Below are 15,502 nucleotides of genomic sequence, written 5' to 3'. Positions count from 1 at the left end.
GTTGCTAGAAGTACTTAATACTAACTATCAAATTCCTCTTTCAATATCTTCATTACATCTAGAATTGTTTCCTCTTCTAGGTCTGTTCTTCTAACTAAATCTCCGACTTCCTGCTTCAATATACTCTTAGCAGTATCCAATCCAATTTTAGCAAATTCTTCGATTACCCACGCTTCTATTTCATCTGAAAACTCTGTCAACTCAACATCATCTTCATCTGCTGTAACTCCAGCTATATCGCCTTCGCGGATAACATCTAATTCATAACCAGTCAAAAGACCAGCTAATCTGATATTATGCCCACCACGACCAATAGCTTTAGAAACCTCTTCTAATTTCAAAAACACTTCAGCTCTTTTAGCTTCTTCATTAATTTTAATCGAAGATACTTTAGCAGGGCTTAATGCTCTTGTAATATATAATTGAACATTACTAGTATAGTTAATAACGTCAATATTTTCATTTCCTAATTCACGAACGATACCGTGAATACGAGAACCTTTCATTCCCACACAAGCTCCTACAGGATCAATTCTATCATCGTAAGTCTCCACAGCAACTTTAGCTTTTTCACCTGGAATCCTTACCACATTTTTGACCATAATCAAACCGTCAAAAACCTCAGGAATCTCTTGTTCAAATAATTTCTCTAAAAACTTCTCAGAAGTTCTAGACATGATAATTTGAGGTTTATTCCCTTTCAATTCAACATTTTCAATAATACCACGAACATTATCTCCTTTACGGAAAAAGTCAGAAGGAATTTGTTTTTCTTTTGGTAAAACAATTTCATTTCCTTCATCATCAACCAAGATTACAACTCTAGGTCTTACGTGATGCACTTCGGCTGTATATATCTCACCAATTAAATCTTTAAATTGTTTGTAAAGATTTGTATTGTCATGTTCATGAATTTTAGAGATAAGATTTTGACGCAAAGCCAAAATTGCTCTTCTTCCTAAATCAACCAACTTTACTTCCTCAGAAACTTCTTCACCAATTTCAAAATCGGGTTCGATTTTTCTAGCATCAGTCAAAGTAATTTCAAGGTGATCTAAATCTAAATCATCATCTGCTACGATAACTCTTCTTTGCCAGATTTCCATATCTCCTTTATCAGGATTGATGATGATATCAAAATTATCATCCGAACCGTATTTTTTCTTCAATGCATTTCTAAATACATCTTCTAAAATCGCCATAAGCGTTACACGATCAATAAGTTTATTATCTTTAAACTCTGAAAATGAATCGATTAATGCTAAATTTTCCATGCGAATTCTTTAATTAAAATGTTACTGTAACAACTGCTTCTTTTATATCTCCATAAGACAATTCTATTCTTTTTTGAACTGTCTCCTTACCTTTTCCTAATTTTTTCGGCTCTCTTGCTTCCCACGACAAAACTACAAAATCATCATTAGCTTCCACTAACACTGCTTCTATATTTTCTGTTTCTGTTTTCACAATAAGAGTTCTACCTACATTTTTTTTGTATTGTCTAACAAATTTTAGTGGTCCACCCACTCCAAAAGAGGCTACTTCCAAAGAAAAATCTTGTTCTTCTCTATCTAAATTACCCTCAACCGCTCTGCTTACATCAATACAATCCTGCAAAACAACCCCTTCATCACCATCTATCGTCACAATGACCTTAAAAGTATCCGTTATAACTACATCAACTAAAAAGAGCGATGGCCTTTCAGACAACACCTCTGACAACAATAAATTTACTTTCTCTTTAAATACCATATTTTTATAAAAAGAGGGGACCTATTAGTCCCCTCATTATCTAGATTTTAATAAATAACGATGCAAATATAGTGTTTTTTTTATAAATCAAAAAAAATAGATTGATGTTAAAATATTCCTTACCTTTATTAAAGCCAAAAACAAAGATTTTTCCCATAATAAAAACCTTAAAATTATGAAACGAATTTTAGTTCCAACCGATTTTTCTATTCATGCTGAAAATGCACTTAGAACAGCCGCAGTAATCGCAAAAAAAACAAATTCTGAGATCCTGCTGCTTCACATGTTAGAAATTCCTACCCAAATGAACGACGCCATTACTGGAGCAGCAGCAATTCCAGAAATAATGTTATTTATCAAAAAAGCTAAAGAAGTACTTGAAGAAATATCCAACAAAGAACACTTAAACAACATCTTTATCAGTAAACATGTTAAATTCGAAAAGGCTTCAGAAGGAATACTATCGTTTTTAAAAAACCACGAAATTGATTTAATTGTAATGGGATCTAAAGGCATCTCTGGAATTGAAGAAGTTCTTGTTGGCTCCAACACTGAAAAAGTAGTACGCCAATCCGACGTCCCCGTTTTAGTTGTGAAAAATGACAAAATCAATCTAGACGAACCTAATTTCGTTTTCGCTTCCGACTTTTCAGCAGAAACAAAAGGTCCTTTTCAAAAAATGATTGATTTTGCTAAAATTTTCGACGCAAAAATCACCTTGGTAACCATTTGCACCCCCAATAGCTTTAAAAGCACAATTGTAGCAAGAAGGATGACTTCTGAATTTATAGCCAATTTTGATATTAGGAATTACACCACCCATCTTTACAACGACACCAATGTAGAAAAAGGAATCCTCAATTTTTCTTCTGAAATAGACGCTGACTTAATTGGACTTTGCACTCATGGTAGAACTGGACTCGCTCATTTTTTCACTGGCAGCATAAGCGAAGACCTAGTGAATCACGCTATTAAACCTGTAATTACTTTTAAAATCTAAATACAAATTTACACAAAAAAAAAGCCTCTCAATTTGAGAGGCTTCTTCTGTTGGTCTACAAGGACTATTATCTTAACACATCATTGAACATCAAAACCTTTCAATTACCAACAAAATCAAGGGTTAAGAAAAATTATATAAAAAAAAAACATTTCATTTAATACCAACAAATTCCAATTTAAACCATACTTTTACTACGTGAATCACTACGCTACTTTTAACCTATGACAAAACCTAAACATACATTTTTCCTAGAATCAAAACCAAATGCTTCTGGTGAACATCTAATCTTTTTAAATTTTTCTTACGGTCTAAGAGAGTTCGATGTAAAAACTGAAAAACACAAATACTTACCATTAAAATTATCAACTGGCTTTACCATAAAAAAAGCAGATTGGGACAACAAAAATTACTGCACTAATACAACATATGTTAGAAAAAAAGGTTCTGCTATAAACATTGCATTGGACAAAATAAAAGACACAAGCATCGAGCAGTTACAGATCTTCGAAAACCAACACAACAAAAAACCGTCAAATAACGAACTAAAAGAAATAATTCTTCTAAAACTAGGAAAAACCAAAGACACTTCAAAAGATATAAGTATTACAAAATACATTGAAGAGAGTGTTACGAGTAGAACAACAGCTGAAATAACATCAAAAAAAAGATGGTCAAAAGCCACTGGAAAGCAATATACCAACTTAAAAAATCATATTGAAAATTACGAATCCGAAAAAAACACCATCTTGTCTTTCGGTAAATTAACGGGTGAAATATTCATGGATTTTTTTAAAGTAATAAATGATTTAAACAAAATTGAAAACAAGGTATATTACGCTCATAATACAATCGCTAAAGAAAACAAACATTTCAGAGCTATTCTGAATGCTGCTTATAAGGAAAATATCCATATTGGATTTAATCATAGCAATGCAGATTATGAAATAAAGAGAAGAAAAATAAATAATGAAATAGTTTTAACTACAGAACACCTCACCACCATCATCAATACCGAAGTGAGTGCTTCTAGAGAATTCACCCATGCCCGCAACTACATCTTATTATCAAGCTTTACTGGGCTAAGGATTGGCGATATGGTTTGCTTACATGAATTAGAACCTAAGAACCTACAGCACAATTCAACTAACTACTTTTGTGTCACTACTAAGATTAGAAAAAACAAAGAGAACAAGGACGAATTAACAGTTGTGTTACCAATTCTTGATCCCGTAAAAAATTTCCTAAAGGATAACGATAATAAATTCCCTAAATTTCCCGCTCAAGCAAACATTAGAAAAGACATTACTAAATTCCTAAAACATTTAAAATTCGAAGACATTGTCGATATTAAAAATTATTACTATACGATTGACGATGCAGTGATCACTAAACAGAAATTGTGCGATGTTTTTACACCGCATGATTGCAGAAGCACATTTATCACAAATCTAAAAGAATTAGGAATACCTGATGAAACTATTGAACCTTTGACACATCCTAAACATACGCATACGTCAATTGTTCAAACATACGATAAAACTAAATTGGCTCAAAAAGCAGTTGATTTAATTAGAATACTAAATGATAAAGGTTCTGAACTTTACAAATATTGATTAGACATTACCGAATTTAGTTTTGACTTACCAAAGTCTTCATTTCGACAATATTCGTTGAATCTTCTGAGCTGTACCTAAACTACACTGCCCTATCTTAGCAGCTCGTCTAAGAGACTCACCATTTCTTAACTCTTTAGCCACTGACTTATATTTTACCAGTAACTGATCGTCTGTCAATTTAGTACCATAAAGTCTTCCTTTGTAAGTCCCTTTGGCTTTAGCGAGATAAATCCCTTGTTTCTGTCTCTCTAGCATATTATGGCGTTCCATTTCTGCCACATTCCCCAAAACGCTTACAATCATTTTAAATGATGGATTTGGTATATTTTCGTCTAACAGGGAAAACATACCAATATTTTCGACAAATAATTTAATTTGCCGTTGGTTGAAATATTCAATCATTGTCAAGATGTCGATAATATTTCTTCCTAAACGATCGACAGAAGATATGTGAATTTCATTAATATTCCCTTTATCAATATCCGCTATAAGTTTCTTCGCTTCCTTCCTTTCTGCGAACTTGATTGCCCCAGATTCTTTATCTATGTAGATTTTCGAAAAGTCGTTATTATTTATTTCTTGACGAGCTGTATTTTGATCATCTGTTGATACTCTTACATATTTAACTTTTGCCATGAGAAGATATTTATCAAGCAAATATAGTGTATATTTTTAGAGTGGCAAAAACATACATATTAAAAGATATAAATTGGTTGCTAGAAACCGTGTCCTTTTAGAGTATGCCCTATAAATGAACCTATTTGCACGATAGAGTATTGTAAAAAAAATATCAACCCTATTAAAATATTATTATTTTTATTGCCATACTATATAATTAATAATCTGATTAATAGTATCTCTTCTTGCTTTTTTCAAGAGAAAAGAATCACGATTTAGTGGTGATATTTCAACATATCTTTTACTCATACTGTGATATTCATACCAGTTGTGATCGAAGTTTGATTGTACTGGTGCATGAATAATATAACTTTCATTATCAAGTTCGAATTTTCCATACGCATTAAAATTGTAAGGATCGAGATTAAAATTAGTTTGGTAGCACTTAGCTCTAATGTGATCATAATATGAGTTGATATCATCTGACGAACGGAATTCGAGGATAAAACTTTGAGTATCCTCATTCCATTCACCACTTCTGCCATAAAAATTGAATATGTATTTCATAGAATATTTTAATTATTAAAAAAGTTAGTGTACTAAATATATTCGCTATAAGCTTTTTTTACAAAATAAAGATGTGAGTAAAGCTATTTCTTAGACTGTATATTCAGCAACTCTGAAACCTTAAATCTTTTTCTATTCGCAAAAGGTCTGTAAGCTTTAATTTTACCCGATTTTTCATGTTTTATAATTGTAGTTTCGCTTTTTATGCCTAGGATAATCATCGCTTCTTTTGTGCCTACGTATTCACCATATTCCATTTTTTTATTTGTTTAATATGTGTTGCTTCGTTGCAATCACATATCTTATATATTTTGGACAATCAAAAGTTTAGTTAATTTTGCGTTTTTTTTAATTTATTTTACAAATTGTTTATGTCTAGTTTTTTAATTATCGTTTTTCAATTTTAACATTGATATTTCGAATAGCAAAAAAATCAACTATTTGCTGTTCTAGCTCACAAGTATCCCCATCACTTGAATAGAATATTGCGTCATGTAACGTATAGTAATATTTACTTTTTTTAGGAACTAAGCTATTGAATAATAGCGATTCAATATTTTGAAGTTCAGCTGCTAAAGACCTTTTATCATGTTTAATTTTAGATAAAGATTCCCAAACATTGGGGTATATTTCTCGAAAACGCTTATTACATTTATTTCTTGGATTGAACCCGAAAAAGATATTTTTGTAGATTATTGACTTAGTGGTCGATCTAGCTTCTTTGAAATCACCGAGATCATCACCAAAGGAATACCTAATATCTGTCAAATCAATAAATCTTTCGTAAAAAGTGCCGTTTTCACAATCAGTTTGATAGTTCATATCTAACTTATATTGGTTGTCCACTAAATAAGCTATTAACAGTGTTGGTTGACAATTTGTTATATCAATTTCAAAAAAATTAATATTGAAATGCTGTCGAGTTACTTTGCTTATGTTACTAAATGAATGATAAATTCTATTGACTTTCTTTCCATATTTAATAAACCTGTTATTTCTAGCATCAAAAATTCGAGAAATTCGATATTTTAATTGTGAAAAATTGATTTTCTGTTTGTGATATTCATTTAATTCTGCCTGTAGCGCATTTCCAATATTTATTTTAAGACTTTTTATAGTGTTTATGTATTTTTTTGGAAGCTTAAGGATGTGATTTGTAACTGTAACTATTGAATTTTTAATTTTATTATTAAATATTATCAACACTAAATCATCATTATCAAGATAATTATTATGTACTCTGTAGTTCTTTGCTAATCCTAAGTCAGTTTTGCTCGTTTCGCATTTTTTCTTGTCAAAATATTTGTACCAAGATCCATCATCGTGTGGTACATTGGTTAAAATCTTCAAGTCTTTAAGTATTAATTGATACTTAGTATAAGAATTTGGCGAAAAGTAGCTTTCAAAAACTTGGAGCGGAATTATTAAAGTAGAAGTGCCACCTAATTTTACTTCATGTTCCAGATATATTAAAAATTCTAATATTTTTTTCACTGATTTGTTTCTGTCCTGTAGAGGCAATTCTATATTACTTAAATCAGACATCAATTCCCTGTTGTTTATGTAGCAGTCTGAAGATAAAGATAGTAGTTGTAGGGTGGTAGCGTCAATTTGTGTAAAGAGAGCTGATTTGTAATTAAAATTTATTATTTGATACATGCACTTGAAAAGATTTAAAGCACTTAATTCATCATAGAGAATCAAGTAGCCAGCAGCATTAATCTGCTGGGATCATTAATCTTATACAAATAATTTGTGATGAAGTTTAGTCTTTTCTCTGTTAATCTTTTTTAAGCTGATTATTGAGGTTATGTTTATTGCAAAGAAATAAGGAACAAAATCTAACCTTTGGCTTTTTAAAATCTGTTTTGATTGTCTAGTTATAATTGCGATGGGTAATTAACCGTAATAAAAATAGGTTGAAATTACGATTTAAGTGAGTGATGGCGTGCTATAATGTGTTTTTTTAGTGAAAATAGTGGCATATATAACAATATGAAATATAGTATTATTTTAATAGTATTATACTATATTGACCCTAATCGAAAAAAATTAACACACCAGTACTAATAGGCTATTAATGATTAATTTAATAATTTGTGATTTTTATTAATAGTAATAATTGGTAGTATCAGAAAATTACGATTATTTATTGTAATGATTAAATTGGTGATGCTTCGTCCAGTAGAACAAACGTACGGCGAAATTGCATCGAGTTGACTATTGTTGCTATTCCAAATTTTAGGAAATTTTTATGCTGTTTAAACTATCGAAGAAAATTAATAAAGTCATTAAAAAACAAAATAAGAGCTTCTAACAACTTTATTTTTTTTCCAATAAGCTTCTTAAAAATAGCACTTCTTGATCTAAATGACTAATACGATCTTCGTAGCTTTTTTTGAGTTCCTCTGGAAAGTTATTGTTATACATTATATGAGCTTTTCCTGAATGTGAACAATTATTAAAAACCAAATTATCTTCAAAAGAAACCAAGTCAATAGGTTCTATATCTAATATTTTAGAAATACTTTCAATTCTATTCCAGTCAAGTTTAATATCATTATTCTCTATTTTAGAATACGCACGTTGTGACATTTCCAGTTGGTTAGCCATGTAATCTTGTGTTAAACCTTTTAATTCTCTAATCTTTCTGATTTTATTTCCAATATCTGCTTTCATAAAAGTTCTAAATTAGAACCAAAAATAATTAATTTAGAACAAAATCGCCTCTTTTTCTAACTTATTTTTAATTTGATTTGTAAGATTAGATATCCATACGGATTGCTGTTAAAAAAAAGGAGTTGTCCGAAAATCCTTTAAAGAGTAGGAAAGATAATAAATATTAAAAAAATGAAAAATTTAGTAAAAAGAATTGTCGAGTTAGCTTACGGAGCAAAAATTCATGCTGATCACACTGCTATTAAAGGAAGAAAAAGTGGTGGAACACGTGACCAAAATGGTGTGGATTGGAAAACCCAAAAGACTAGTACTAGTTATGATACTTATTAAATGATGTAAAAATAAAGTGTGGGGTAATAAACGCCTTCACACTTTATAATTATTCTGCTTAAGGGTTGTGATTTTAAGGGTATTGTTTTGGGTAATGCACCAGAAATGTGTTTTTAACCAATGTGACCAAATGATAATAATTAAAATAATATAAAAATGGAAGAATGTGTCAAATTGCTTTTAGAAACACTAGAGGAATCAGAACTTACTAATGATCAAAAAGAAGCATTTAAAAAAATTATTGAAGATGGAGCGAAGCACCTTCAAGATTTACAAAGTTTAGGAAATCAAATGGATGAAATCCGTAAATAGTAGGATTGTTTAAAATTTCATAATGTTTTCGGTTATTTATTAAAATATGGCAAATATAATTTACGGAACTATAAGAGAATGTATTGGAGATGATTTGGCTATACTACGTGTTAGATCTTATGCTCTTGATAATACTTTCGACTTTGGTAATAAGGATGAGCTTACAATTAAATTTTCCAACATAAATATGAACTGTTCTATAAAAGATTTACTAGGTGAAAGTTTAGAAATTATAATTTCTGAAAATTCAAATAACCCGAATGGTATTTTTAATGGAAGTGGGAAAGTTATGAGAATAATCTCTTCGGAAATTTTTTATATATGAATATTATTTCCCTACCAATTTCTCATTCTACTTTTCAATATGTTTTCGATCCAGTAACTGGATTGCTACTAGAAAAGGAAATGAAATTGAAGAAAATAAGCCAGCAAGTTCCTAATAAAAAGTTAGAAAAAGCAATCCATAGTTGTAATAAGCCATACCTTTTGAGAAAAGGGGTTTTTAAAAACGATGATTTTATCAATGATATTTTTATTAAATTTTATGTTTTTGCATTAATCAAGACTTGTAAAGTTTCATTCTTACTAGGTAAAATAGCAGCTAATTTTGGTCGTCCAATATTTGACTCTTCTCAGGAAGCCATTGATTATTTTCGCAAACTTTATCCAGGTGGTATTCAAAATGATTTATGTTATCCTAGATCTTTGTTTGCTGCTAGTACATCTAAAAAATTCGCAAAGGAAGGCGTTATGTTTATTGGCATATTTCTGCCTTCAAAATCGATGCATGCATGGATTATTGAAGACGGCATACAACCAGATTGTTACGATAATATGTGGATAAATTTTCAACCTGTAGCGGCCATATATTAATGAAAATAGCTTCAAACTATATAGAAGAACCTAGCGCACATTTCCGCTTATTGTCTACAGGAGAAAAACTACCCCAAATATGGAAAAATCACAGCAAAGGGATTTGGAAAAATATTCAGCCTGAAATTTTTGAAAAAAATGTAAAACTCGGTGCATTAAACCGATCACAATGTCAACCAGTAATTGAAGATATTCTTCCAGTTTATTCAGGAATGCTGTGGAATGTAGAGAAGAAGATTTTAACAGACCCTTGTTTTCAACCGAAGTTGCAGTACACAGATATCAATGATTTTCTGGAAGCTAGTGCCATTTTTTTTGACCAGTATAAATCAAAACATATTGGTGTACAACTCAGTGGTGGTTTTGATTCTAGTATAATTATTACATTATTAAAACATTTTAAAATTTCTTTTTCATTAGTCGGAATGAGTTCTAGCCGTTATGAATTTAGAACCGAAAGATATATCCAAGAATTAATTGCACCTTTAGGTAAAAATACTGTTTTAATTGATTTTGAAGATTATTTACCATTAAGTCAATTGGAAAAAGTACCGGCTCACCAACATCCTGACATGCTTAATTTGAATTATCATACTAATAAAGCTATGGCAATTGAATGTCAAAAGATGGGTGTAGAGGTACTTTTGACGGGTAGTGGAGGTGATAATTTATTTGCAGAACCAATTCAATTGGATGCACGTGAATGCACTTGGATGCCTCAGGTTTTTAGAGATTCGTGGTTGGATGATCTCGCTTATGCACCTCATGGCATAGAAGTAGTTCCTTTTTATGCCGATTTGGGTATCATGAATACTGTATATAATTTACGTTTAGGACAAGGAGAGGATAATACTAAATTATGGGCTAGACAGTTTTTTAAAGACTTTTTGCCACAAGAGCTAATTAATTACACATATTGCGCAGATTTTTGGGGATTGTATATTGATGGTTTATTGAATGCAGTTCCTACAATTCGAAAGCTCTTTGAACATGCTTATGACATAACGGCTAACCCCTATTTTTCTTCTCAGAATACTAATGATTTGCTGAACCAAGATTTACGTGATGCTCAAAAAACGATGTATCAAGGAATAGAATCTAGAGTCTCGCTAGCGGTATGGCTGAATGGTTTATTTGAAAAAAGCTAATATTCAAAATTAGAAAAATGCGTTTTATTGTACCTATATCGGAATTTGATTTTTATTCAAACTTGGATGAGGATACGCATGAAAACTTCCCAGTATTAGATGCAAGTACCTCTGTAAATTATTTGAAAGCTCATTATTTTGAATCATTGGCTAAAATCGGAGAAATCATCAAAGTGAGCCCTAGCCAAGATTCGGAGTTACTAAAACAACTGTGTACTCAGGATGATGTCATTTTTGCTACATTTCACGAAAACCCACCTGATGATTTAGCTTGTCGGTTGTTACAACATACCAAAGGAGCACTTATGACAACTGGGGGATTTCTAAATCGATGGACTTTCAGGGAAGCAACGCTTAATATTGTTACAAGTCAAAAACAAAGCAAACAGTTATATAATGGCTTAGGTGAAGTAGCCCCTACATTGGGGGTTCTTGTACCTAAATTAAACACCGATATATTTTGTTTACCTACTGATATTGAAAGGGAAAGTGCAAAAAAATGGTTTAAAGTAAAAAAGGAATGCTTTCATATTGTTTATGCTGGTAGATTTATTGCAAATAAAGGTATAGCCCAGCTTATAAGAGCATTGAATATCTCTGGTGAACAAAATATTAGAGTTACATTGGTTGGTGATTTTGAACCTGACTTTTTTATTTATCAAAGCAATGCTAACCACACAACCTTTTCACAGTTTTTTGATAGAGAAATACTAGAATCTAATAAATTCTGTGATTTGATTTGTCTAAAATCAATGGATCACCATACTCTTCGAAGTTTATTTTGGTCGGCAGATTGTTTTGTTTATCCTTCCTTTCATGAAGATGAAAATTTTGGTATTACGCCAAGAGAAGCTATACTATGTGGCTTGCCAACAGTTGTTTCAGACTTTTGTGGTTTGGGACAATTAGCATCGATTAAAGGAGGTGTAGTTAAAACTTACCCTACACTTGGAGGTGTACGTTACAGTTTAAAACAACTAAGCGAAGAGATTATTAAAATTAAATCATGGACAAAAAAACAACAGATTGAAAATAAACACTTCAATGCCGAATGGATCACTAACGAATGTAATCCCGATAAATCCATTGAATTATTAAAAGCAGAAGCATTTAAATTTCTTAGAATTCTTCCAGAAGAAGCACCAATAGGAAATTGGCGTTCAAAAGAACGTTTTGACAAATGGATGGAACAAGCACCTAATTCGTTCCAAGAAGCCGTTAAATTAAACTCAAAACTTTATCCAGAGGGACTTTATGTTGATGGTACGGGAGATATAGGTGTCGGATGGTTTTCAGAGCCTCACTTTTTTACAGCTATACAAGGGCTTTATACCACCTATTCCAGTCCTCAAGAAATTGTGAAAGGAAACGGTTATCGTGGATTTTGGCGTATAAAACTTTGGGAGGAAGAGAAAGCAATTGTAGAATTTGGTTTTCCTGGTCCTCGAATCAAGAGATACAATGAGACCAATTGGATGTATTTAAGAAAAAGTGTAAATACTATGGATGATCCAATATTTTACCCTAATAATCAAAAAAATATAGAATTGGTTCAGGAACTAGTTCAGTTGGGTTATTTGGTGCCAGATGATTTATAAGTGAAAAATGGTTTCGGAAAAACTTAAAGGAGGTTGATATTATTTTATCAATAAAAAAGAATTAAATTACTTATGAAAAAAAAATTTCAAATTATTTATCCTTCATCAGAAGTAAATACACAAGAGATTCATTGGCTATGGAAAGAAGAAGCCGAAGCAATGCAGAAGGCTGGGATTACAGTTGGTTTAGATCCAGATAGTAACTCTGAAAATTTAATGCACAGGGGGTTTTGTATATATCAAGAAGAAAAATATCCACAGGATAAACGATTTATCAACAAATTTCAAAATCTTATAGATTATACACGCTTATCTACATATTATCCACATATCGCAGATTTAAGTATTGAAACCTTTTTTGTCGATGAATTAAATCAGGAAGTCCCTAAATTAATTTATGATAAAGGTTGGGATAAAGCGTTTATAAAAAAAGATGCAAAGGCTTTAGAGCATGTTGAGGAAGGTAAATCAGTCTACCCCACTACTTCTTTGGAAGAAATGAAAAAGTTATATGATGAGTTTATTTTTGATGGTAAGTATGCCATCAGAAAATTTATTGAACCAGAGAAGATTCAACAAGAAGAACGTTATTGGGTGCTGAATGGCAACATATACCACAGGTACAATATTATACCTGAAGTGGTAATAGAAGCAACTAAGAGGCTAAATAAATTAGGTAGTCGCTATTATACAATTGATGCTACACCAGAGTTTGTCGTAGAAGTAAATCCTGGAGAATCATCGGATCGACATGCTGTTAATTCGGCAGAACTTTTTGCTAGTTGGATTAAAAAAGAATTCGCATCATGAGTAGCAAAGTAAAATATATGGCTTTTGGAGATATTCACGGATGTTTCAAGGCGGCAGAATCTGCTGTAGCCGTAGCAGGACAATGTAGAGCTAGAGCAGTTTTCCTAGGTGATTATGTAGATTATAAAAATAATGGAAAAGAAGCTATATCAGAAAATTTAGTTCCTCAATATTCGTGTATGCAAGTTTTAAAAACACTTATATCAGCCAAAGAGAGCAATCCTGATTGGGTGTTTTTAAGGGGCAATCACGATCAGATGTTATTGGATTTGATAAATGGTAAAGAACATCCGCAAGGGTACGATTCTCGAACCAGAGAACAAGCATATGCGGATTGGTTAATATCGCCAGGTGATTTTCAGAGCCAAGTTGTGAATTTTTTGCAAAACACTCATCTCTATTTTGAAACATCACAATTTATTTTTGTTCATGCACCACTTAGAGATACACAGCAAGATATAAATGAAAAGATACAAGAAGAATTGATTTGGAATTATGACTTCGATCCTGCCTGGAAAGGTAAAAGATTTATCCACGGTCATAGACTTACAGAGGAAGTGAGTTATAATCAAAAGGGGATAAATATAAATACCGAATGTGGTTACGGTGGTTTTTTGACGGGATTACTTTTGAGTGATAAAACAGCTAAGATATTAGAATGTTTCAAAATAGCAGAAAACGGAATTGTAATTTCCATTTCATTAATGACAGCTGATAAGTATACTGACTTTCGAACGAAAAAAAATTAAATGTAATATAACCTAAGTAACGAATAATATGAAAACAGATATACCTACTATTAATAATCTGATTAAAGAACATTTAAAAAACCATTTAAACAAAAGAGTTAATATTCTTGTTTCTGTTAATTATACTACACAGATTGACTTAGATCGTCAACTTTTTAAATTCTATGACTCAGGTTTTCTAAAAATTTGTGTTAATGGAAAACTTAAAGATTTAGAGAATAATTTAAAAATTGATTCTGACGAAAATTATGTTATAGAAGTTGTCGTAGACAGAATCAGATTAGAGATTAGTCCTGAATGCATTAAGCGATACTTCAAATCAATAAAAACAGGGCTAGAAATTGGTGAAAACAGGATATTAGTAGTAGATAATGATACGAACGAGGTCATCTTAGACAAGTCAATTGCACAAAAGGATTCGTCGGACAAGAAAGAGTCTTTTAATAAAGATACTCTTTACCAGAATATCGATGTTCAATGGGTAGACAAAGAAAAAGGCATAATAATAAAAGATGAAGAATTGTTTTTCTTTGACTCACGAGACGGTAAAGAATATCCTTTATATGTAAACCAATATTCTATTTGGTTTGCCAAAAACTTAGCTTTTGAAAATACTGAATATACAATTGATGAGAATGATGTTTTATATAAAAACATTAAAAGAAACAAATATAATTTTGTCCCTTACGGCTGGCTTTTACCAACTATAGCAGATTGGAATTTTTTGAGCTCTACCATATCAACATCAGAACATCCACTTTATGCTAGACATGGTATTTTAGGTGATGAACAATGGGCAACGCCCTATTCTATTGTACGTTCATATGGGGATTATGGCTTGGGTGTTAGAATAAATGGGATATATCAGGTTATAGATGTCAAGAAAAATAACAGAATATCTGTATTTGATTTAAAAAATGAATGTTGTATTGTATCTGAAGAAGGCAATTTAAGTGGTGGTGAGTTGGCATACTTTGATGCTGATAATTTTGAATTAATTCAGAATTGGTATCCAGGACTTTATAGCCCCCCATATAAATCTAGTTCTGTCAGAGATTTGAGCGCATTAAGATTTGATGAACCGAGTCTTGAAAGATTTGGTATAAAATCCGAAAATTCTTTTTTCTATATTGATGGCGGTCATAACAATTGCTTAGAAATTGTTAAGTATGGGGAAAATCGGATAGAAAAAGTAGATTTTGGTTTACCTGTACGTTGTTTTATTCCCCTAGATGGAGAGTTATTAAATAAAATATTCCAATCAAGTTATAATCTTCCTTTTGACATAGAAGAACCATTTTTTGAAGAATTTAATGTTTCATCATTTGTTACATTAAAAAGATTCAATTTTATATATTCTCAATATTTAGGGAGTAACAGTAAATATTGCGATGAATTAAATAGACTTATTAAGATTAACAGAGATTTTCCGATATGATTTTGTACT

At 31.3% G+C, this 15,502-nt stretch carries 17 protein-coding genes; 11 read left to right on the top strand and 6 right to left on the bottom strand.

Annotation, left to right across the window (positions count from 1 at the left end):
• Nucleotides 1-20 precede the first annotated feature (20 nt).
• Together nusA and rimP are read right to left on the bottom strand one after the other, a co-directional pair.
• Nucleotides 21-1,274 carry a transcription termination factor NusA gene (gene nusA, locus ABZP37_RS06115; RefSeq protein ID WP_366186504.1) on the bottom strand — a complete coding sequence of 418 codons (1,254 nt, stop codon included), beginning with the start codon at nt 1,272-1,274 and terminating at the stop codon, nt 21-23.
• 13 nt (nt 1,275-1,287) lie between these two features.
• Entirely contained in the window at nt 1,288-1,752 is a 465-nt protein-coding gene (gene rimP, locus ABZP37_RS06110) for a ribosome assembly cofactor RimP (protein WP_366186503.1), read from the bottom strand.
• Nucleotides 1,753-1,927: 175 nt separating this feature from the next.
• Between rimP and ABZP37_RS06105 the strand changes: the two genes are divergently transcribed.
• Complete coding sequence (locus tag ABZP37_RS06105) at nt 1,928-2,752, top strand: universal stress protein (RefSeq protein WP_366186501.1); 825 nt, start codon at nt 1,928-1,930, stop codon at nt 2,750-2,752.
• Between the two features lie 224 nt (nt 2,753-2,976).
• The gene (locus ABZP37_RS06100; protein WP_366186500.1) at nt 2,977-4,368 is read left to right on the top strand and encodes a phage integrase SAM-like domain-containing protein; all 1,392 of its coding nucleotides are present in this window, start codon (nt 2,977-2,979) and stop codon (nt 4,366-4,368) included.
• A gap of 39 nt (nt 4,369-4,407) precedes the next feature.
• Here the strand turns inward: ABZP37_RS06100 and ABZP37_RS06095 are convergent, their stop codons facing one another.
• The 4 genes from ABZP37_RS06095 to ABZP37_RS06080 all read right to left on the bottom strand — a co-directional run bounded on the left by ABZP37_RS06095 (nt 4,408) and on the right by ABZP37_RS06080 (nt 8,235).
• Nucleotides 4,408-5,007, bottom strand: a complete 600-nt coding sequence (locus ABZP37_RS06095) for a recombinase family protein (RefSeq protein WP_366186499.1) — start codon at nt 5,005-5,007, stop codon at nt 4,408-4,410.
• A gap of 632 nt (nt 5,008-5,639) precedes the next feature.
• The gene (locus tag ABZP37_RS06090; RefSeq protein WP_366186498.1) at nt 5,640-5,813 is read right to left on the bottom strand and encodes a hypothetical protein; all 174 of its coding nucleotides are present in this window, start codon (nt 5,811-5,813) and stop codon (nt 5,640-5,642) included.
• Between the two features lie 130 nt (nt 5,814-5,943).
• On the bottom strand, nt 5,944-7,215 hold the full coding sequence (locus ABZP37_RS06085; RefSeq protein WP_366186497.1) for a hypothetical protein: 1,272 nt from the start codon (nt 7,213-7,215) through the stop codon (nt 5,944-5,946).
• Between the two features lie 663 nt (nt 7,216-7,878).
• Nucleotides 7,879-8,235 (bottom strand): helix-turn-helix transcriptional regulator, encoded by a 357-nt coding sequence (locus ABZP37_RS06080; RefSeq protein ID WP_366186495.1) that lies wholly within the window; start codon nt 8,233-8,235, stop codon nt 7,879-7,881.
• Between the two features lie 171 nt (nt 8,236-8,406).
• Between ABZP37_RS06080 and ABZP37_RS06075 the strand changes: the two genes are divergently transcribed.
• The 9 genes from ABZP37_RS06075 (at nt 8,407) to ABZP37_RS06035 (ending at nt 15,493) form a co-directional block, all read left to right on the top strand.
• Nucleotides 8,407-8,565 (top strand): hypothetical protein, encoded by a 159-nt coding sequence (locus ABZP37_RS06075; protein ID WP_366186493.1) that lies wholly within the window; start codon nt 8,407-8,409, stop codon nt 8,563-8,565.
• 156 nt (nt 8,566-8,721) lie between these two features.
• Nucleotides 8,722-8,877, top strand: coding sequence for a hypothetical protein (locus ABZP37_RS06070; RefSeq protein ID WP_366186491.1), 156 nt, complete (start codon nt 8,722-8,724; stop codon nt 8,875-8,877).
• A gap of 46 nt (nt 8,878-8,923) precedes the next feature.
• Nucleotides 8,924-9,202, top strand: a complete 279-nt coding sequence (locus ABZP37_RS06065) for a hypothetical protein (protein WP_366186489.1) — start codon at nt 8,924-8,926, stop codon at nt 9,200-9,202.
• Nucleotides 9,199-9,750, top strand: a complete 552-nt coding sequence (locus tag ABZP37_RS06060; protein ID WP_366186487.1) for a hypothetical protein — start codon at nt 9,199-9,201, stop codon at nt 9,748-9,750. Before ABZP37_RS06065 ends, ABZP37_RS06060 begins: the two co-directional genes overlap by 4 nt.
• A complete protein-coding gene (locus ABZP37_RS06055) occupies nt 9,750-10,898 on the top strand; it encodes an asparagine synthase-related protein (RefSeq protein WP_366186485.1) in 1,149 nt (382 codons plus the stop codon). The genes ABZP37_RS06060 and ABZP37_RS06055 overlap by 1 nt, the downstream gene beginning before the upstream one ends.
• Nucleotides 10,899-10,915: 17 nt before the next feature.
• Complete coding sequence (locus tag ABZP37_RS06050; protein ID WP_366186483.1) at nt 10,916-12,496, top strand: glycosyltransferase; 1,581 nt, start codon at nt 10,916-10,918, stop codon at nt 12,494-12,496.
• A 72-nt stretch (nt 12,497-12,568) separates the two neighbouring features.
• Entirely contained in the window at nt 12,569-13,306 is a 738-nt protein-coding gene (locus ABZP37_RS06045) for a hypothetical protein (RefSeq protein ID WP_366186481.1), read from the top strand.
• Nucleotides 13,303-14,055 (top strand): metallophosphoesterase, encoded by a 753-nt coding sequence (locus ABZP37_RS06040; RefSeq protein WP_366186479.1) that lies wholly within the window; start codon nt 13,303-13,305, stop codon nt 14,053-14,055. The genes ABZP37_RS06045 and ABZP37_RS06040 overlap by 4 nt, the downstream gene beginning before the upstream one ends.
• Nucleotides 14,056-14,083: 28 nt before the next feature.
• Nucleotides 14,084-15,493 carry a hypothetical protein gene (locus ABZP37_RS06035; RefSeq protein WP_366186478.1) on the top strand — a complete coding sequence of 470 codons (1,410 nt, stop codon included), beginning with the start codon at nt 14,084-14,086 and terminating at the stop codon, nt 15,491-15,493.
• The last annotated feature ends 9 nt before the right edge of the window (nt 15,494-15,502 follow it).

Origin of the sequence: Flavobacterium ovatum (genome assembly GCF_040703125.1) — a bacterium.
GTDB classification, from domain to species: domain Bacteria; phylum Bacteroidota; class Bacteroidia; order Flavobacteriales; family Flavobacteriaceae; genus Flavobacterium; species Flavobacterium ovatum.
This window is presented reverse-complemented; position numbering and strand designations above follow the sequence as displayed.